The 18,761-nt window shown below is 67.7% G+C and carries 21 protein-coding genes; 13 read left to right on the top strand and 8 right to left on the bottom strand.

Features of this window, described 5'->3' with window-relative positions; translation table 11 throughout:
- Nucleotides 1–5: 5 nt before the first annotated feature.
- From ICJ04_RS08710 to ICJ04_RS08770, 13 genes are all read left to right on the top strand, one after another.
- Nucleotides 6–1,136: an acyl-CoA desaturase gene (locus ICJ04_RS08710; RefSeq protein ID WP_188327096.1), complete on the top strand. Its 1,131-nt coding sequence runs from the start codon at nt 6–8 to the stop codon at nt 1,134–1,136.
- Nucleotides 1,137–1,267: 131 nt separating this feature from the next.
- Nucleotides 1,268–2,245, top strand: coding sequence for a glucokinase (locus ICJ04_RS08715; RefSeq protein ID WP_188327097.1), 978 nt, complete (start codon nt 1,268–1,270; stop codon nt 2,243–2,245).
- 52 nt (nt 2,246–2,297) lie between these two features.
- On the top strand, nt 2,298–3,302 hold the full coding sequence (locus ICJ04_RS08720; protein ID WP_188327098.1) for a N(4)-(beta-N-acetylglucosaminyl)-L-asparaginase: 1,005 nt from the start codon (nt 2,298–2,300) through the stop codon (nt 3,300–3,302).
- Nucleotides 3,299–4,033, top strand: coding sequence for a copper homeostasis protein CutC (locus ICJ04_RS08725; RefSeq protein ID WP_188327099.1), 735 nt, complete (start codon nt 3,299–3,301; stop codon nt 4,031–4,033). The genes ICJ04_RS08720 and ICJ04_RS08725 overlap by 4 nt, the downstream gene beginning before the upstream one ends.
- Before the next feature lie 212 nt (nt 4,034–4,245).
- Nucleotides 4,246–4,716 (top strand): DUF2975 domain-containing protein, encoded by a 471-nt coding sequence (locus ICJ04_RS08730; protein WP_188327257.1) that lies wholly within the window; start codon nt 4,246–4,248, stop codon nt 4,714–4,716.
- A complete protein-coding gene (locus tag ICJ04_RS08735) occupies nt 4,716–4,943 on the top strand; it encodes a helix-turn-helix transcriptional regulator (RefSeq protein ID WP_188327100.1) in 228 nt (75 codons plus the stop codon). The genes ICJ04_RS08730 and ICJ04_RS08735 overlap by 1 nt, the downstream gene beginning before the upstream one ends.
- A gap of 44 nt (nt 4,944–4,987) precedes the next feature.
- The gene (locus tag ICJ04_RS08740; protein ID WP_188327101.1) at nt 4,988–6,532 is read left to right on the top strand and encodes a TerC family protein; all 1,545 of its coding nucleotides are present in this window, start codon (nt 4,988–4,990) and stop codon (nt 6,530–6,532) included.
- Between the two features lie 168 nt (nt 6,533–6,700).
- A complete protein-coding gene (locus ICJ04_RS08745; protein ID WP_188327102.1) occupies nt 6,701–7,561 on the top strand; it encodes an STAS domain-containing protein in 861 nt (286 codons plus the stop codon).
- A 1-nt stretch (nt 7,562) separates the two neighbouring features.
- Nucleotides 7,563–7,925 (top strand): STAS domain-containing protein, encoded by a 363-nt coding sequence (locus ICJ04_RS08750; RefSeq protein WP_188327103.1) that lies wholly within the window; start codon nt 7,563–7,565, stop codon nt 7,923–7,925.
- Entirely contained in the window at nt 7,922–8,323 is a 402-nt protein-coding gene (locus tag ICJ04_RS08755) for an ATP-binding protein (RefSeq protein WP_188327104.1), read from the top strand. The genes ICJ04_RS08750 and ICJ04_RS08755 overlap by 4 nt, the downstream gene beginning before the upstream one ends.
- Nucleotides 8,314–9,333: an ATP-binding protein gene (locus ICJ04_RS08760; RefSeq protein ID WP_188327105.1), complete on the top strand. Its 1,020-nt coding sequence runs from the start codon at nt 8,314–8,316 to the stop codon at nt 9,331–9,333. Before ICJ04_RS08755 ends, ICJ04_RS08760 begins: the two co-directional genes overlap by 10 nt.
- A complete protein-coding gene (locus ICJ04_RS08765) occupies nt 9,330–10,202 on the top strand; it encodes a HAMP domain-containing sensor histidine kinase (protein WP_188327106.1) in 873 nt (290 codons plus the stop codon). The genes ICJ04_RS08760 and ICJ04_RS08765 overlap by 4 nt, the downstream gene beginning before the upstream one ends.
- Nucleotides 10,189–12,105, top strand: coding sequence for a response regulator (locus ICJ04_RS08770; protein ID WP_223203022.1), 1,917 nt, complete (start codon nt 10,189–10,191; stop codon nt 12,103–12,105). Before ICJ04_RS08765 ends, ICJ04_RS08770 begins: the two co-directional genes overlap by 14 nt.
- Before the next feature lie 61 nt (nt 12,106–12,166).
- Here the strand turns inward: ICJ04_RS08770 and ICJ04_RS08775 are convergent, their stop codons facing one another.
- From ICJ04_RS08775 to mdcC, 8 genes are all read right to left on the bottom strand, one after another.
- Nucleotides 12,167–12,886: a GntR family transcriptional regulator gene (locus ICJ04_RS08775; protein ID WP_188327107.1), complete on the bottom strand. Its 720-nt coding sequence runs from the start codon at nt 12,884–12,886 to the stop codon at nt 12,167–12,169.
- An 88-nt stretch (nt 12,887–12,974) separates the two neighbouring features.
- Nucleotides 12,975–14,321: an SLC13 family permease gene (locus ICJ04_RS08780; protein ID WP_188327108.1), complete on the bottom strand. Its 1,347-nt coding sequence runs from the start codon at nt 14,319–14,321 to the stop codon at nt 12,975–12,977.
- Nucleotides 14,322–14,409: 88 nt separating this feature from the next.
- On the bottom strand, nt 14,410–15,327 hold the full coding sequence (gene mdcH, locus ICJ04_RS08785) for a malonate decarboxylase subunit epsilon (protein ID WP_188327109.1): 918 nt from the start codon (nt 15,325–15,327) through the stop codon (nt 14,410–14,412).
- Nucleotides 15,324–16,184 carry a triphosphoribosyl-dephospho-CoA synthase MdcB gene (gene mdcB / locus ICJ04_RS08790; protein ID WP_188327110.1) on the bottom strand — a complete coding sequence of 287 codons (861 nt, stop codon included), beginning with the start codon at nt 16,182–16,184 and terminating at the stop codon, nt 15,324–15,326. The genes mdcH and mdcB overlap by 4 nt, the downstream gene beginning before the upstream one ends.
- Nucleotides 16,181–16,834, bottom strand: a complete 654-nt coding sequence (gene mdcG / locus ICJ04_RS08795; RefSeq protein ID WP_188327111.1) for a malonate decarboxylase holo-[acyl-carrier-protein] synthase — start codon at nt 16,832–16,834, stop codon at nt 16,181–16,183. The genes mdcB and mdcG overlap by 4 nt, the downstream gene beginning before the upstream one ends.
- 3 nt (nt 16,835–16,837) lie before the next feature.
- Entirely contained in the window at nt 16,838–17,542 is a 705-nt protein-coding gene (gene mdcE / locus ICJ04_RS08800) for a biotin-independent malonate decarboxylase subunit gamma (protein ID WP_188327112.1), read from the bottom strand.
- Nucleotides 17,539–18,435 (bottom strand): biotin-independent malonate decarboxylase subunit beta, encoded by an 897-nt coding sequence (locus tag ICJ04_RS08805; RefSeq protein WP_188327113.1) that lies wholly within the window; start codon nt 18,433–18,435, stop codon nt 17,539–17,541. Before ICJ04_RS08805 ends, mdcE begins: the two co-directional genes overlap by 4 nt.
- The gene (gene mdcC, locus ICJ04_RS08810; protein WP_188327114.1) at nt 18,432–18,755 is read right to left on the bottom strand and encodes a malonate decarboxylase acyl carrier protein; all 324 of its coding nucleotides are present in this window, start codon (nt 18,753–18,755) and stop codon (nt 18,432–18,434) included. The genes ICJ04_RS08805 and mdcC overlap by 4 nt, the downstream gene beginning before the upstream one ends.
- Between the last annotated feature and the right edge of the window lie 6 nt (nt 18,756–18,761).

Here is an 18,761-nt window from a genome sequence, read left to right on the forward strand (position 1 = left end):
ATGCAATGAGCCGCCCTGATCGTGCCCTTACCCCTGCCGAACTGAATGCCTTCGGTGCCGAACTCGATGCGATCCGCGACCGCGTGATCGGCGAGCTGGGTGCCCGTGATACCCGCTACATCCGCCGCGTTGCCGCAGCGGTGCGCTGGTCCGGCCTGTTGGGCCGCGCCCTGTTGTTCGTGGGCGCGTTCTCGCCGCTGTTCATGGCCGGTCTGCTGTGGCCGGCCTGCATTGCCGGCACGTTGTTGCTGGCGTTGTCGAAGATCCTGGAAAACATGGAGCTCGGGCACAACGTGATGCACGGCCAGTACGACTGGACCGGCGATCCGAAGCTGGATGGCAACAGCTACGAATGGGACATCGTCGCCACCAGTGACAACTGGCGGAAGACCCATAATTTCAAGCACCACACGTATACCAACGTACGCGGCATGGACGATGACATCGGCTACGGCCTGCTGCGCATCTTCCCCGAGCAGCGCTGGCGTCCGTTCTATCTGCTGCAGCCGATCATCGCGCCGATCTTCGCGCTGATGTTCCAGTGGGGTGTGGCCATCCAGGACCTGCGCATCGGTCGCTGGCTGAAGGGCCGCATGACCGCCCACCAGCTGTGGAAAGAGACGCGTCCGGTCGCCGCGAAGATGGGGCGCCAGCTGGGCAAGGATTACGTCCTGTTCCCGCTGATGGCAGGCCCGTTCTTCCTGCCGGTGATGCTGGGCAACCTGGTCGCGAACGGCATGCGCAACATCTGGACCTACGTGATCATCTTCTGCGGCCACTTCACCGCCGATGCGGAAACGTTCTCGAAGGACTGCCTGCGCAACGAATCCCGTGGCCACTGGTACCTGCGCCAGCTGCGTGGTTCGTCCAACCTGAAAGGCGGGTGGGTGATCAACGTCCTGTCGGGCAACCTCAGCCACCAGATCGAGCACCACTTCTACCCGGACCTGCCCGCGAACCGCTATTCGCGCATCGCCGTGGAAGTGAAGGATATCTGCCGTCGCTACGGCCAGCACTACAACACCGGGTCACTGCCGAGCCAGTTCGGACAGGTGGTGTGGCGCATCCTGCGCCACGCATTCCCCAGCCGCCCGACGCGCATGGTGGCGCCACACGCCGCAGCCGGCACCGCCTGAACCCGACCGCTGCCTGCGCTATGCAAAGCGCGGGCAATGGCTGAGAATCCTCAGGATTGAGTTGAACCAGCAAAGGCGTGCGAGTGAACGTTGCGGCATCTTCCCGGGCCCCACAGTCGGGCCCATCCCCCGTGACGCCTCCCGTTGCCGGATCTTCCGCGCCCCTGATCGTGGCCGATGTCGGCGGTACGTATGCCCGCCTGGCGTGGGCCAACGATGACGGCACCGCGCCGCACATAGACGGGTTCCGCCGTTACCAGTGCGCGCACCATCCCAGCCTGGCCGCGATCCTGTCCGAGTTTGCCGGAAGCGCGCCGCCTGCCGGCCTGCGTGCGGTGGTCGCCATCGCCGGCCTGCTGCAGGGTGACACGCTGGTCAACGCCAACCTGCCGTGGCCGGTGGCGCGCGAGGCCACGCGGCGTGACGCAGGGTTGCACCACCTGCAGTTGATCAACGACTTCGAAGCGGTGGCGCTGGCCATCCCGCACGTGCATGCCGACGCGCTTGTGCCGCTGCATGACGGTGACGGCGCTGCACCTGCATGGCCTGCGCTGGTCCTTGGCCCGGGCACCGGACTGGGTGCGGCACTGCGGTTCGCCGACGGTGAGCGACCGGTGCTTGCCAGCGAGGTCGGGCATTCGGCGCTGGCCGCCGGTACGCCGCTGGAGCTGGACGTACTGCGCCTGCTGCTGCAGCGCTGGCCGCATGTCGACAACGAGCGCGTGCTGTCGGGCACCGGCATGATCAATCTCTATGAGTGCCTGTGCGTGCTGCGCACGGTGTCGCCGCGCTGGCGGGACACCGCCTCGCTGCTCGCGGCGGCGAAGGCCGGCGATGATCCGCTTGCGAGCGAGACCGTGCAGGTGTTCTGCGGCTGGCTGGGCAGCTTCGTCGGTGATCTGGCGATTGCCTTCGGCGCGCGCTCGGTCTACCTGGCCGGCGGCGTGTCCGCGCATATCGCCCCGTTCATCGCTGACAGCACGTTCGTGGCGCGCTTCCTCAACAAGGGCGTGCTGGGCAGCGTCCTTCAGCAGGTGCCGGTATGGCGCGTCGAGCACGGCGAGCTGGGCGTACTCGGTGCCGCAGCCTGGAAGGGCGATACGATGTGATGCTGCCCGGCCGGTGGCCGGGCATGGCATGGGCGATCTGGAGCGACACCGCATGAGCGACCGTAGAACTTTCCTGCAGGCCGGCGCGCTGGCCATCGGTGCACTGGGGTTGCCCCGTGGCGCACGCGGATCCGCACCCGCTGCCGGCGCCAGGGTGGTGTCCACCTGGGACTTTGGCGTCGGTGCCAACCAGGTGGCGTGGAAGACGCTCGCCGCCGGCGGCAGCGCACTCGACGCGGTGGAGCAGGGGGCGCGCTGGGCGGAAAGCGAGCTGTGCAACCCCACCGTGGGACGCTGCGGCAATCCGGATCGCGATGGCAACCTCAGCCTGGATGCAAGCATCATGGACGGCGATGGCCGCTGCGGTTCGGTGGCCGCGCTGGTGGACATCCTGCATCCGGTGTCGGTGGCCCGGCGGGTGATGGAGCATACGCCGCACGTGATGCTGGTCGGGCAGGGCGCCCGGCAGTTCGCGATCGAGCAGGGCTTCCCGCGCGAAAAGCTGCTGACGCCGACGGCGGAGAAGGCCTGGAAGGCGTGGCAGAAGACCGCAGAGTACGCGCCGCAGATCAATGCCGAACGACGCAGCATTCCGGGCGACAGCAGCAACCACGATACCCTCGGGATCCTTGCCCTCGACGCACAGGGCCTACTGGCCGGGGCCTGTACCACCAGTGGCATGGCGTGGAAGATGCAGGGCCGCGTGGGCGACAGTCCGATCATCGGGGCGGGGCTGTACGTCGACAACGAGGTCGGCGCGGCCACCGCCTCAGGGGTGGGCGAAGAGATGATCCGCAACGCGGCCTCGTTCCTGGTGGTCGAACTGATGCGCCAAGGCCGCAGTCCGGCCGAGGCCTGTCGCGAAGCGATCGCGCGGGTCGTGCGCAAGCGCCCCGAAGCCAGCCGCACGCTGCAGGTCTGTTTCCTGGCGATGAACCGGGATGGCGACGTTGGCGCCTACGCGCTGCACCGTGGGTTCGTGTACGCGGTGTGCGATACGCAGCGCCAGGATGCCTTGCACGATGCGGCGTCGGTCTACCGCAGCGAACAGGCATGAGCGCCGCGCACGTACTTGAAATCGCCTGCGATGGGGTGGGCTCGGCACTGGCCGCGCAGGCCGGGGGAGCGGACCGTGTGGAACTGTTCGCCGACCTTGCGTCCGGCGGTCTCACGCCGTCGCATGGCACGCTTGCGGTCGCCCGCGAGCGCGTGCAGTTGCCGCTGTTCGTGCTGATCCGGCCGCGGGCCGGCGACTTCCGCTACGGCGACTGGGAAGCGCAGGTGATGCGGGAAGACATCCTGCACTGCCGGACGCTGGGCGTGGATGGCGTGGTGCTGGGCGCGTTGACCGCCGATGGCGATGTCGATGTGCCCTTGTGCCAGCGCCTGGTCGAAGCGGCAGGCGGCATGCAGGTGACCTTCCACCGCGCCTTCGACGCCGCCCGCGATCTGTCGCGGGCGCTGGAGGACGTGATCGCGCTCGGCTGCAGCCGGGTCCTCAGCTCGGGCGGACAGGCGTCGGCGGAGCAGGGCGCCGATGCGCTGGCCGCGACCGTGCACCAGGCGGACGGACGCATCGCGGTGATGGCCGGTGCGGGCATCACCGCTGATCGCATCGCGGCCATTGCCCTGCGCACCGGATGCCGGGAGCTGCACGCTTCGGCCAAGGTGCGGGTCAGCTCTACGATGCACCACTACAATCCTGCGCTGGCCGGGCTGGAGGCGGACCACCTGCAGTCCGGCACAGAGCAGGTGGCGGCACTGCGCGCGGCGCTGGACCGGATGTAGCGCCCCGCAGCCGCCCCTCCTCGCGGCAGTCCCCGTCATGGGATGGTCGTGCGGGGACGCTGGACACGATCGCGTTTATCGTTTATCAATAAGGCGGGTCGCTCTTCCGGTGACCATCTGCCGGAGGCTTCGTGCCAAGCCGTACCCACCGTGCGCCGAGATCGCGCGGTATCTTCAACCTGACCCATGCCGCCATCCACGCCGTCATGGCAATGTGCTGGCTGGGCATCCTGGGCGCCCTGTGTGCTGTTCCGCTGGTGTTCCATCGCCCCGCGCGCCTGCTGGATGCAGTCGATGCCCGCGTCGTTGCCGAACACGGCGACGTCCCCCATCTGCTGCTGCACTTCAGCGCCGGCCTGCTGGCGATCGTGGTGCTGTTGGCCTTGGGGCTGGTCTTCCTGCGCCACCTGCAGCGGCTGGTGCGCTCGGTGCGTGAGCAGCAGCCGTTCACCCGCGGCAACGTGACACGGCTGCAGCGCATGGCCTGGCTGATGCTGGCGATGGAGCTGCTGTCGATCCTCATCGGCCTTTACGCCAGCTGGATGGGCCCGCAGTTCGCGTGGATGGAAGTGGGGGGCGGCATGTCCATCACCGGGCTTATCGCGGTCCTGATGCTGTTCGTGATCGCGCATGTGTTCGCGGTTGGCACGGCCATGCGCGAGGACCTGGACGGCGTGGTCTGATGGCGATCGTCATCACCCTCGACCGCATGCTGCTGGAACGCGGCATGACCCTGTCCGAGCTGGCCGGGCGCATCGACATCACCCTGGCCAATCTGTCGATCCTGAAGACCGGCAAGGCGCGCGCGATTCGGTTTTCCACCCTGGATGCGATCTGCCGCGAGCTGCGCTGCACGCCAGGGGACCTGCTGGGCCACGATCCGGCGCGCGCGCAGGACGAAGGCCCCTGAGCTTCGAACGCTTCACCCCCCTCAACGACTGAAAAGAACGAATCATGGAATGGCTGGCTGACCCCTCGATATGGATGGGGCTTGCAACCCTGGTGGTGCTGGAGATCGTGCTCGGCATCGACAACCTGGTCTTCATCGCGATCCTGGCCGACAAGCTGCCGCCGCACCAGCGTGACCGCGCGCGGGTGATCGGGCTGACGCTGGCGCTGCTGATGCGGCTTGTCCTGCTGGCCGCGCTGTCGTGGATCATGAAACTCACCGAGCCCCTGATCGCGGTGCTCGGCCATGATTTTTCCGGCCGCGACCTGATCCTGCTGGCCGGCGGCCTGTTCCTGCTGTTCAAAGGCACCATGGAGCTGCATGAACGGCTGGAAGGACGTACGCATGAGGACGGTGGCAACCGGGTCTATGCGAGCTTCGGCACCGTCGTCGCCCAGATCGTGGTGCTCGATGCGGTGTTCTCGCTGGACTCGGTGATCACCGCCGTCGGCATGGTCGACAACCTGGGCGTGATGTATGCGGCAGTGACCATCGCGATGGCGTTGATGTTGCTGGCCAGCAAACCGCTCACCCGCTTCGTCAACAAGCATCCCACGGTGGTGGTGCTGTGCCTGGGCTTCCTGCTGATGATCGGCTTCAGCCTGGTGGCCGAGGGGCTGGGCTTCAAGATTCCGAAGGGCTATCTGTATGCCGCGATCGCGTTCTCCATCCTGGTCGAGTCCTTCAACCAATGGGTGGGCTTCAACCGCGAGCGGGACGCCCAGCTGGTCCCGTTCCGCCAGCGCACGGCCGACGCGGTGATGCGCATGTTCGGCGCACGCGATGCCGGCTCGCCGCGTGACGATGATCCGGACCGCGATGGCGATGCCAGCGAGCGTCTGCAGCCGGCCGAGCAGGACATGATCCGCAGCGTGCTGACACTGGCCGAGCGACCGGTGTCCAGCGTGATGACCGTGCGCACCGACGTGCAGTGGCTGGACATCAGCCGCGGCCAGGAGGACGTGATCGCCCGGCTGATCGCCAGCCCGCACACCCGGCTGCTGGTCGCAGACGGCGACCTGGATCGCCTGCGTGGCGTGGTGCAGAGCCGCGACCTGCTGGCCAATCTGCTGCAGGGCAGGCCGCTGCAGCTGGAGGCCAGCCTGCGCGACGCGCAGTTCGTATCGTCCACGGCCAGCGCGCTGCAGGTGCTGGAGCTGATACGCCAGCACCCGGTGCCGCTGGCGGTGGCGGTGGACGAATACGGTGGCGTGGAGGGCCTGGTGACCGCCAACGACCTGCTGGCCGCCATTGCCGGTGACCTCGCCGATACGCAGGGCGAGGAATACGGCATCCAGGAAATCGGCGCGGGCCACTGGGAGGCCGACGGCAGGCTGACGCTGGATGACCTACAACGTCATGCAGGCATCCGTTTTACCCGTGAGGGCGATTACCAGACGCTGTCCGGGCTGGTGCTGCACGCGCTTGACCGGATGCCGGTGCCGGGTGACGTGGTCGAGCACGCGGACGTCCGCCTGCGCGTGCTGTCCGTGGAAAAGCGCCGGGTCGGACGCATCTCTTTGCAGCGCAACGATCCCGTCGACGGCTGAGCATCTTCACGCCGCGAACACATTGCTGATTGCGTAATGTCGGGGCTGTGTTGGACAGGCAATGCCGCGTATGACCTTGATGCAGGCATGCAGCGCCTTGTCTGGCACGGACGATTGACTTGACCGCATGTCGGTACAGGCGCCCCCCGAACATTCCAGGATACTTTCATGGCGGCATTGCAGCAGCGCACCCTCGACCTCATCCGCCGCAACGAGGAGCAGATCCTCGCGCAGTGGCAGCAGACGCTTGCCGCCGGTGGGCAGGGGCTGGACAACCGGATTTCACCGCTGGAGCTGGATGGTCAGCTGCGCGAGTACTGGCGCTTGTTCCAGCAGGCGATCTCCGCCGCCGATGCGGGCTCTCTGCAGGGAGCGGAGTGGCTGTCGCTGCGGCGTTTCCTTGAAGAGCTGAGTGCGGACCGCGCGCGTCGCGGCTTCAACTCGTCGGAGACCGCGCAGTTCGTGTTCTCGCTCAAGCGCCCGTTGTTCGAGCAGGTGCAGGCGGGCTTCGCGGATAACCCGCAGCAGCTGGGCGACCAGATGTGGGCGCTGTCCGAACTGCTGGATCTGCTGGGCCTGCACACGGTCAAGGCGTTCCAGAAGTCGCGCGAGGAAGTGATCCAGCGCCAGCAGGAAGAGATGCTGGAACTGTCGACGCCGGTGGTCAAGCTGTGGGAAGGCGTATTGGCACTGCCGATGATCGGCACGCTGGATTCGCAGCGCACCCAGGTGGTGATGGAATCGCTGCTGCAGCGCATCGTTGATACCGGTTCGGAAATCGCCATCATCGACATCACCGGCGTGCCCACCGTGGACACCCTGGTGGCCCAGCACCTGTTGAAGACCGTCACCGCCATCCGCCTGATGGGCGCCGACGCGATCATCAGCGGCGTGCGTCCGCAGATCGCGCAGACCATCGTGCACCTGGGGCTGGACCTGCAGGGCATCGTCACCAAGGCCAACCTGGCCGATGCGTTGGCGCTGGCGCTGAAGCGTACCGGCCAGACCGTGACCAAGGTGGCCGGCTGAGATGGATCGCATCCCGATCCTGCAGATGGGCGATCTGCTGCTGGTGACCATCCAGGTGGACATGCACGACCAGTTGGCGCTGACCCTGCAGGATGACCTCACCGAGAAGATCCAGCGCACCTCCGCACGTGGCGTGCTGATCGACATTTCGGCGCTGGATATCGTCGACTCGTTCATCGGCCGCATGATTTCGACGATCTCCGCGCTGGCCCGCATCATGGATGCGACCACCGTGGTGGTGGGCATGCAGCCGGCGGTGGCCATCACCCTGGTGGAGCTGGGCCTGGACCTGCGCGGTGTGCGTACCGCGCTGAACGTCGAGCGCGGGATGAAGCTGCTCCAGCAACGCGACGCCGACTCATGATCGCCGACAGCGGTTCCATTCCCGTGCGCATCGAACAGGACGTGGTCGTGGCCCGGCAGACGGTCCGCCAGCTGGCCGTGGCGTTCGGTCTGCGGCTGGTCGACCAGACCAAGCTGGTCACCGCCGCCAGCGAGCTGGCACGCAATGCGGTGATCTACGGCGGCGGCGGCGACATGCACTGGACCACCGTCGAGCGCGGCGTCCGCAAAGGCATCCAGCTGGTATTCTCCGACCAGGGCCCGGGCATCCCGGACCAGGTGAAGGCACTCACCGACGGCTGGTCGTCGGGTTCCGGAATGGGCCTCGGCCTGTCCGGGTCGCGGCGGCTGGTGGATGATTTCGCGCTGGACAGCGCGCCCGGCGAAGGCACACGGGTCACGATCACCAAATGGACCTGAACTTTTCCGGCCCTGTCACCCGCGTTGTCACCATCGAAGAAACCACCCAGGTCGGCCAGGCACGACGCGAAGCACTGTCGCTGGCGAGCCAGGCCGGATTCAACGAGGGGGATGCCGGACGCGTTGCGCTGGCCGCTACCGAGCTGGCCACGAATCTGTGGCGCCATGGCGGCGGTGGCCGCATGTATCTTTCCGTGATCGCCGGCCACGACGGCCCTGGCGTGGAGCTGTGCACGATCGATCGCGGCCCGGGGTTCGTGCTCGCGCAGGCCCTGCAGGACGGCTACTCGACCGGTGGCAGCCAAGGCTTGGGCATGGGCGTGATCGCCCGTCAGTCACGGGTCATGGACGTGTGGAGCGATGACCGCGGCACGGTCGTGCTAGCACGCATCCATGCCGAGCGCGCCCCACGCAATGCGGACCTTGCCTACGGTGCCGTTCGCCTGCCGATCAAGCACGAAGACGCCTGCGGCGATGCATGGCACCTGCAGGTGCAGGCCCGCCAGCTGACCTTGACCATGATCGACGGGCTGGGCCACGGCGTACTGGCCGCCGCGGCGTCTGAAGCCGGGGTGCGCGCATCAGCACTGGCGCCAGCGGGCGAGGGTGCCGTGGACCGCATCGCACGCCTGCATGCCGGGCTTTCCGGCTCGCGCGGGGGAGCGGCGGCGGTGGCCTGCCTGTCGCTGGACAACGGCGCGATCGACTTCGCCGGCGTGGGCAACATCGCCGGCAGCCTGCTGATCGCCGACACGTCGCGCGGCATGGCGTCCATGCCCGGCATCGTCGGCGTGCAGTACCGCAAGGCCCAGGCATTTGCCCTTCACGCACCGGCTGGCACGCTGATGGTGATGCACAGCGACGGGCTCCAGGCGCGTTGGAGCATGCGTGATTACCCGGGGCTGCAGCATCGCCACCCCGCGTTGGTGGTGGCCGTGCTGCACCGTGATTTTGATCGTGGTCGCGACGATGTCTGCGTCGTCGCGCTGCGTGCAGGAGCGTTTGAATGACCGTCAACGACGTGCCGGACCCGCAGGAGCTCGAGCGGCTGCGGCAGGAAAACGAAGCGCTGCGCGCAGAGCTGGACGAAACCAACCAGGGCGTGGTGGCGCTGTATGGCGAGCTGGACCAGCAGGCCGAACAACTGCGCCAGGTGTCCGAGCTGAAAAGCCGTTTCCTGTCCTACATGAGCCATGAATTCCGCACCCCGCTGGGGTCGATCCTGAGCATGACCCGGCTTTTGACCGATGGCATGGACGGCGAGCTGAGCAGCGGCCAGCGGCAGCAGGTGACCTTCATCAGCAACGCGGCCAGCGAGCTGCGCGAGATGGTCGATGACCTGCTGGACCTGGCCAAGATCGAGGCGGGGCGGATCACCATCTCGCCGGGCTGGTTCGATCTGATGGACCTGTTCACCGCGCTGCGCGGCATGTTCCGGCCGCTGCTGGAGGGCAACCAGATCGACCTGGAGTTCGTTGCCCCGCCGCGGCTGCCGATGCTGTACACCGATGACAAGAAGCTGGCGCAGATCCTGCGCAACTACATCTCCAATGCCTTGAAGTTCACCCCGCGTGGCCGGGTGGTGGTTTCCGCGCAGATGGAGGGAACCGATGCGGTGCGCTTCAGCGTGCATGACACCGGCATCGGCATCCCCCTCGACATGCAGGCGGCGTTGTTCGAAGACTTCATGCAGGTGGATTCGCCGTTGCAGAAGCGCCTGCGTGGCACCGGCCTGGGGCTGTCGCTGTGCAAGCGTTTCGCCACCCTGCTCGGTGGCCATGTCGGCATGAACAGCGTGCCGGGAGAGGGCTCGGAGTTCTTCGTGGTGCTGCCGGTGAAGCTGGTGGCCAGCGCGGAGGTGCCCCGTGCAGCAGAGTGACCGGCTGCTGGTGGTGGACGACAACATCGCCACGCGCTATTCGGTGCGACGCGTGCTGGAACACCACGGCTACCAGGTAGACGAAGCAGGCACCGGCCAGGAGGGACTGGATGCCGTGGCCGCCAGCGACTACGCGGCGTTGGTGCTGGATGTGAACCTGCCGGACATGAGCGGTTTCGACGTGGTGCGCGAACTGCGTGCGCAGCCGCGTACGGCGCTGCTGCCGATCGTGCATGTGTCCGCGGCTTCGATCAGCACCGGTGACATGATCACCGGCCTGGACGCCGGCGCGGACGGCTATCTGGTGCACCCGGTGGACCCGGACGTGCTGCTCGCCACACTGCGCAGCCTGCTGCGGGCACGGCGTGCCGAAGATGCCCTGCGCGAGGCCGAGGCGCGTTTCGGCGAGATATTCCGCCAGATCAATGCACCGATCGCCGTGCTGGATGCGGAACTGAAGGTACACGACGCCAACGAGGCGTTCGTCCGGCTGCTGGGAAGCCAGGCGGCGACGGGCATGCCGCTGGAACGGCTGGGCAATGCAGGCGAGTTCATCGATGGCCTGCGGGATGCGCTGCATCGGCGCGAACGTTGGCAAGGCACCGTGGCGCTGCCCAATCCGGCGGGCAACCCGCGCATGACCCAGTGGCGGCTGACCCCGTATCAACAGCCGGACCTGGGCCTGGTGGTGGTGGAAGACATCACCGCCCACCACGAGCGCGACCGCGAACAGCGCCGCGAGCTGGCCTACCAGATCGCCGAGCGCGAACGGACCGAAGCCGAGCTGCTGCAAGCGCAGAAAATGGATGCGCTGGGCCAGCTGACCGGCGGCATCGCGCATGATTTCAACAACCTGTTGACCACGATCATTTCCGGCCTGGACATGATCGAGCTGGCGGCCAGCACCGGCAAGCTGGAGCGCCTGGGGCGCTATACCGAAGCAGCGTCCAGTTCCGCCACGCGCGCGGCGGCGCTGACCCAGCGCATGCTGGCGTTTGCCCGCAAACAGCCGCTGGATCCGCGTCCATTCAATGTCAGTGCCTGCATTCACTCGCTGGAGGACCTGCTGCGGCGGACCATCGGTGAGAACATCGAGCTCGAGTTCGAGCTGGGTGACGAGCCGTTGGTCGCGCTGGCCGATCCGAACCAGTTCGAAAGCGTGGTGCTGAACCTGGTGATCAATGCGCGCGATGCGCTGGGCGGAAACGGGCTGATCCGCATCCGCGGCGAGCGCGCACGGGTGGACGGCGATTACGCATTGGCGGCCGGTGACTACATCAGCGTCAAGGTGATGGACAACGGCAGTGGCATCGAGGCGCATCTGCTGAAGAAGGTGTTCGAGCCCTTCTTCACCACCAAGCCGCAGGGCGAGGGCACCGGGCTGGGCCTGTCGATGACGTATGGTTTCGCACGTCAGAGTGGCGGCGTGGCGCGCATCAGCAGCGAGCCCGGCGTGGGTACCGAAGTGGAGCTGCTGCTGCCGTTGGGCGATGCCGCGCGGATACTGCCGGTGGACGCGCACCGCGATACACCCAGCGGACGGCTGGAGCGCGTGCTGGTGGTGGACGATACCGACTCGGTGCGTCAGATGGTGCAGGACATGCTGCGCGAGGCCGGCTATGACGTGGTGGCCGTAGGTGATGCACGCCAGGCGCTGCGCGAACTGCGCGATGACGACAGCATCGCACTGCTGTTGTCCGATGTCGGCCTGCCGGGCATGAATGGACGCGAGCTGGCCGATGCCGCGCGGGAGCTCAGGCCACGCCTGCCGGTGCTGTTCATCACCGGCTATACCGAGCGCGCGACAGTCCGCAATGAGTTCCTGGGGCCGGGTATGGCGTTGCTGCCGAAGCCGTTCAACCTGTCCGAGCTGCTGCGTGCGGTGAGTGTCGCGTTGCGCTGACGGCCAGGTTGGACGCTTGACGGCCAGCTGGAGCTTGACGGCCAGCGGCCGTCACTACCCTTTAGATGCCGCCTTCGCGTGGCAGCGGGGCGGGCACATTGAGTTGCCCCCCGGCGGCCACATAGGCGGCCAGTGCTTCACCCTGGCTGAGCAGGTGACGGTTCATCGTCGCTTCCGCCGCCTGCGCGTCGCGGCGGCTGATGCAGGCCATCAGTTCGCGATGCTCGGCCAAGGACTGGGCCATGCGCCCGGGCGTCAGCAACTGCCGGCCCCGGTGCATTTTCAGGATGCGGTGCAGATCATGGGTCACCCGGATAAGCCAGGGGTTGCCGGCATGGGTCTGCAATGATTCGTGGATCAGGTAGTTGTTGCGGTAGTAGTCCGCCAGGTCGCCGCTTGCCGCAGCACTTTCCATGGCGTCGTGCAGTGCCTGCAGATGCGCGATGCCGTCATCGTCGATGCGCCGCACGGCGTCGTGCGCGCAGCGGCCTTCCAGCATCGCCATCACCGGGAACAGTTGATTCAGATCTTCCAGCGTGAGCCGCGTCACCCGGCTGCCACGGCCCGCGTCGATCTGCACCAGGCCCTCGGCAGCGAGCAGCTTCAGGCTTTCGCGCAGCGGCGTACGGCTGATGCCCAGCTCTTCCGCCAAGGCCGGTTCGTCGATCCACTCACCCGGTGGCAGCAGATAGTCGTAGATCTTCTGCCGCAGCTGTTCGGCGACCTCTTCGTAGAGCGGCACGCGACGGTTGCTTCTGCGGGGGCCGGGGGCCAAGGGCATGGTCAGGTGATCGAATGCAGGAAGGGATAGTTTAATCGCTGCCACCGAGGGTGACGCGGCTGCGCCACCCCCGAGGCATCGGTGGGCCTTACATCCAGCCCGGCACCACGAACAACAGCCATGCCAGCAGCGGACCGAAGGCCACGACCAGCCCGCTGTACACCAGGAAGCGGCGGAACAGGGCTTCGCGTTCTTCCTTCGCGGCCGATGCCACCACCAGCGCACCATTGGTCGAGAACGGGCTGACATCCACCACCGTGGAAGACACCGCCAGCGCACAGATCACACCCGCCGCGCTGAGATGGCCCTGCATCAGGAACGGCACCGCCAACGGGATGGTGGCGCCCAACACGGCAGCCGACGAGGCGAATGCCGAGACGATGCCACCCACGTAGCAGACCAGCAGCGCGCCGAGCAGCGGGATGCCGATGGCGCCCACGCCATGGCCCACGAAATCGACCGCACCGGCCTTCTGCAGCACCGCAACGTAGGTGACCACACCGCTGATCAACAGCACCGTGGACCAGCTGATGCCATCCACCGCGCCCTTCTGTGCACTCGGCGAAGCCAACGCGATGGCCACCGCTACGGTGATCGCGACGAGGCCCACGTTGAGGTCGTAGACCAGTGCGGCAACACCCAGGCCGAGCAGGCCGATCAAGGTGATCAGGCGGTCGCGGTTGAGCCGCACTTCTTCCAGTGCCAGGGGATCGTTGGACAGCGTGCCACCGCCGGCACTGACCACCGCGCCATGGCCTTCAATGGCGAACTGCCGCGACGACGCCTGCACGCCGGCGACCATCGGCTCGGCTGCAACCTCGGGTCCGCGGCGCATCAGCGCGATGCCGCCGAACGCAAAGAAGCAGATGAAGGCCATCAAGGTGTTGAAGCCCAGGCTGGTCAGGAACACGGCCATTTCCGTGACTTCCAGCCCGGCCTTCTGCACGACCTGGTTGGTGATGCCACCGTACACGCTGATCGGCGAGAAACCGCCGGCCTGCGCGCCATGGATCACCAGCAGGCCCATCATCAGCGGATTGATCCGGTACTGCTTGGCAAAGCGCAGCGCGACCGGCCCGATGATCGCGACCGCAGCGGGGCCCAGGGCGCCGAAGGCCGTCAGCACCGCAGTGACCACGAACATCACCCAGGGAATGGCCACGATGTGGCCGCGCACGGCTTTCACCGCCCAATGCACCAGCAGGTCGATGGTGCCGTTCTTCTGCGCGATCGCGAACAGATACGTGATGCCGACCAGGGTCAGGAACAGGTCACCCGGGAAGCCGGCCAGCACTTCCTTTCCGTCCATCCCGACCCATATGCCGCCGACGATGAACGCCAATGCAAAGCCGACGGCGCCCATGTTGATGGGCAGGGCCGTGGCCACGATGAACATGATCACCAGTCCGATGATCGTTGCGATTTCTGGACTCATGCGCCCTCCCGAGACACCTAGTCAACCAGCTCGGATGGCGGCCCGCCATCCAGGGGTACTGCGTGTACGTTCTGACCGATGCGTGCGCTCATGCGCGCGCACAGGCCGCCTCCACCCACTCCAGCACGCCCTCCAGCGTGTGGAACTCTTCCACCGCGCGTGCCTGCAGCTGCGGATGCAGCTCACGGACGCGCCGGCTCAATGCACTGCCCGGGCCGAGCTCCAGGAACACGCGGGCACCGTGTTCGACGGCCTGCTGCATGACGGTCTGCCACTGCACGGTCTGTTCGATCTGCTCCGCCAGTGATCGACGGACCTGTTCCACGGTGACCACGCTGCGACCGTCGATGCCGGCCAACAACCGGGTGCGCGGCGCATGCAGCTCGGTCACCGCAAGACGCTGGGCGAACGCCGCCGCCGCGCTGGCCAGTAGGGGGGTGTGCGCCGGCACCGACACCGGCAGCGGCACGCTGCGCGCGCCACGGGACTCGGCTACGGCCTGCAGCGCATCCAGCGCAGGGCGTTGTCCCCCCAGCACGACGTGGTCGTCGCCGTTGACGATGGCGACGAAGACACCGTGATCGCGGCACAGCACGTCGATGACGGCGCGCTCCAGCCCGATCACCGCCAGCAGTCCGCCGTCGGCGGGCGCTGCGGCGTCCATGATCGCCGCGCGGTCGATGGCCAGTTGCAGGCACTGCGCCGGCTCCAGGCTGCCAGCCACCGCGTGGGCGGCGAGTTCGCCCGCGCTGTAGCCGGCCACCACCCGTGGGGGAGGGAGGTGATCGCGAAGGGCGAGCCAGTGGCCCAGCGCCGCCGCACAGACAAGGGGTTGAGCGATGGCATTGCGGAACCGGTCCGGGTCCGCCGCCAGCGTGGCCGGTGCCGCACCGAGCAGCTGCGCAAGCACCTGCAGCATGGGCGCGGCGGCCGCCGACGCGGCAAGGCGATCGAACATGCCGGGCTGCTGTCCGCCCTGGCCGGGGCACAGGAGCGCGAGCGTCATGGCATGCGCTCCTGCATCAGCAGGAACACGCTGCAGGCAAGCAGGTCTGCGCTGCCGCCCGGGCTCAACCGGCGCTGCTCGAATGCCTGACCGAGGCGCCGCAGGCGTGCCGACCAGCCCGCCGCATGGACGCCACCGCTGGCCAGGAACTCCCGTGCGCTCGCCTGCGCGAACGCCAGTCCCTCACGCCCACCGCGATGCAGCAGGTTGAGGTCGTCCGCCACTGCGATCAGTTGCATCAGGGTCTGCACGTGCGCGGTTGCGGGATCCAGCCCGTGGGCCAAGGCCGCGCGGAGCGCTGGCACACCAACCTCCTGCAGCAGGGGAAATCCAGCGGCGGCTTGTTCGCGGACACCGGCGACGCCATGCAGGGCACGCGCACGCTGCCCCGGACTGCGCGGGTCCACGGGGGCGTCCAGCAGGTCATCGCGCCACCGTGCAACATCGGCGCACACCGCCTCGGCCGGCGCCGGGCGGCCCTGTTGGACGTACAGCCGCGATGCGTGTGCGACCAGCAGGCCCAGGCTGAAGATGGCGCCGCGGTGAGTGTTGATGCCGCCGGTCGCTGCGCCCATCGCCTGTTCCGCGCTGAGGCCGAGCTGTCGCAGCGACGCGAATCGCTGCGCGGTGGGCCCCTGTGCGGCAATCGCCACGAAATATCCGCGCAGCGCGAACAGGCTGCGCATGAAGGTGCCGGCATCCATGTCGTGGTGGCTGCCACGACTGAAGGGGGTCACCAGGCCGGGTTTCGGACTGCACGCCAGCTCGGCGTGCAGCGCGGCGATGGCCATGCGGCCCAGCCGGTGCGCGGGTGCGCGCGAAAGGGGGGAAGGGCAGGAGATCGCGAGCGCGTTCATGCAGGCTGCCGCCTGTCGGCGCACGCATCTGCGCCCAGCGCGTCGCGCGTCGCCAGCCAGCAGGCCGCATCGGCCTTCACCAGCACCCGCGGTGCATCGCTGGCGTATTCGCGCCAGTTCACCGCCTGTCCACCGGCGAATCGCAGTTCGCCGTCGGCACGCAGCCGATGCACGGATTCCCAGTGCTGCAACAGCGTGCAGATCGCTGTCGCAGCGTGCTGATCGTCGACCTCCCACAGCAGGTCGAGGTCCGAGCCAGGATGTACGTACTCACGTCCGGTGACCGCCTGCCAGCCGTGGCTGCCGAACACGCGCGGTGCCAGCCCCCGCCCGCTGCAGTGCTGATGCAGCGCGTGCAGGGCGGCCCGCCAGCTGCCGCTGCAGGTTTCCAGCACCGCCTGCAGCGACGGCGGCGGCGCGTGGCGCAGGACCGCACCGCGCGGCGCGCGCAAGGCCAGGCGCTGGCGCTGTTCGGCCAGTGGCAATGGCACGCCCAGCCGCAGCTGGTCGCCATCGGTTGCCGGATCACGTCGCGCAATGACCACCGGCAGCCGTGCCTGCAACCAGGCGCGCAGACGGGCTTCGGCCTGCGGGGTCAGCGCGGTGAAGCCCGCCTGCGGGTCGATCCAGGCCAGATCGTGGCGCTGCATGGCTCAGGCCTCGCCGGCCGCTACGGCGCGGGCGACGTCGTGTGCCAGCAGGCGTCCGCCGCGTTGCAGGCCGCGTTCGCGGCGCAGGTCGCGGGTCGGTGGCGCGGCGAGCGCTGCTTCCAGCGCGACCGCAAGATCGCCCTCCCACACCGCTTCCACCGCGCCCATCCGCACATAGTTGTCGACGCCGGGCGCGAACACCGGGGAGCTGGTGCTCAACGCCTGCAGCTTCTCCAGCGGCTGCTTGGTGACCCGCGCCATCGCACGCAGATCCATCACCCGGACCTGGGCCTCGGGAAGCGCGAAGATGCGGTCCGCCATCAGGCCGAAGGACAGGAATCCTCCACTCACGGATTCGCCATACACCAGGCTGATCAATGGCGCACCGCGGCGACGCGCGAGCTCCAGGCTGCGCGCGAGGTGCGCGAAACACCCGTTGATGCCCAGCAGTTCATCGCGGCGCGCCAGCCGCTGGCCCGCCGTATCGACCAGCATCACGATGGGGCGCTGCGGATGCGCACGGGTGCTGGCCAGGACGCAGGCCGACAGCGCCAGCGCGTGATCAACGCCCACCTCGAGCTTGTTGGCGGTGCCGATGACCGTGATCTCGCCCACGCCGGTGGTGGCGGTTCCGGTCAGTACGTCATCGTTGCGGGCAATGGCGTGGCCGGCCGGGAACAGGGCAGGCAGCAGCTGATCGAGCTTCATGGCAGGCTCCGCGCGGCAACCGCATCGAGGAAGGCGGGGGTATCGAGCAGGGGCAGTCGCTCGGGATGGGCGATGCCCTGCAGGGTCCAGATCTCCAGGCCATCGCGGCACGCGCCATAGGCGGCGATGCGGGCCTCCAACATGCGCTGGGCCTGTTCCAGGGACGCAAGCGGGTCGTCGGTTCCTGCCGTATCGCCGGCATCGAGGGCCGCCACGGCGGCGTCGACGAACGCGTCCATCCGGTCGGCGACCAGCTGGTCTGCCTCGCCGATAAGGTAACGGTGCTTGCCGCCGGTGACGCGCCACACCAGGGCGCGGTCACGCGAGTCGAACTCTTCCACGCCCCGCACCGTTTCAATGACTTCAGGGCCGGACAATGACAAGCGGCCTTCTTCAGACATCAGCACCGCGGTGCAGCAGCGGGCAACGATGCCCATGCCACCGAAGGCCCCGTTCCCGCTGCCGACCAGCGCCAGCACCGGGATGCCTTCCGCCCGTGCCGCCAGCACGGCGCGCATGATCTCGGAAATCGCAATCAGGCCCGCGTTGGCCTCGTGCAGGCGCACACCACCGCTGTCCAGCAGCAGCAGCACCGCGTCCGGGCGTTCGCTGCGGGCGCGTTCCAGCAGGCCGGTCAGTTTGGCGCCATGCACTTCGCCCACGCCGCCGCCCATGAAGGCGCCCTGCTGCGCGGCCACCAGCACCGCGCGACCCCGCAATGTGCCTGCGCCGACGACGATGCCATCGTCGAACGCCCCGGGCACGTCCAGCTGGGCCAGGTGCGGGCTGATGGTGCGCCGGCGCGGGCCGTAGTATTCGGTGAAGCTGCCGGCATCGAGCAGGCCAGCGATGCGCTCGCGGGCATCGGCTTCGTAGTAGCTGCGCTGGCTCATGGCTGCTGTCCCCGCTCGTCGAGCGCTTCCAGTGCCTGCTGCAGGCGCAGGCTCACCACGGCCGGCGTCGCCCCCGCATCATTGATGGACAGTCGGACATCGCGCAGCGGATGGCGTGCGGCGAAGTCGGCCAGCACCGCCTGCCAGATCTCACCGAAGCCGCGGGCCGACGTGATCACGTCGATCTCCATGGCGCCATCAAGCGGCACCGCTTCGACCAGTACTTCCAGATTGCCCGAGGCGACCACGCCGACCAGGGCGTGCAGATCGGCGGCGCCCAGCAGGCGCTCACCGGGAAAACGATAACGGAGGGTTTCCATGAATGC

It is taken from the genome of Stenotrophomonas sp. 169 (assembly GCF_014621775.1).
Classification (GTDB): Bacteria; Pseudomonadota; Gammaproteobacteria; order Xanthomonadales; family Xanthomonadaceae; genus Stenotrophomonas.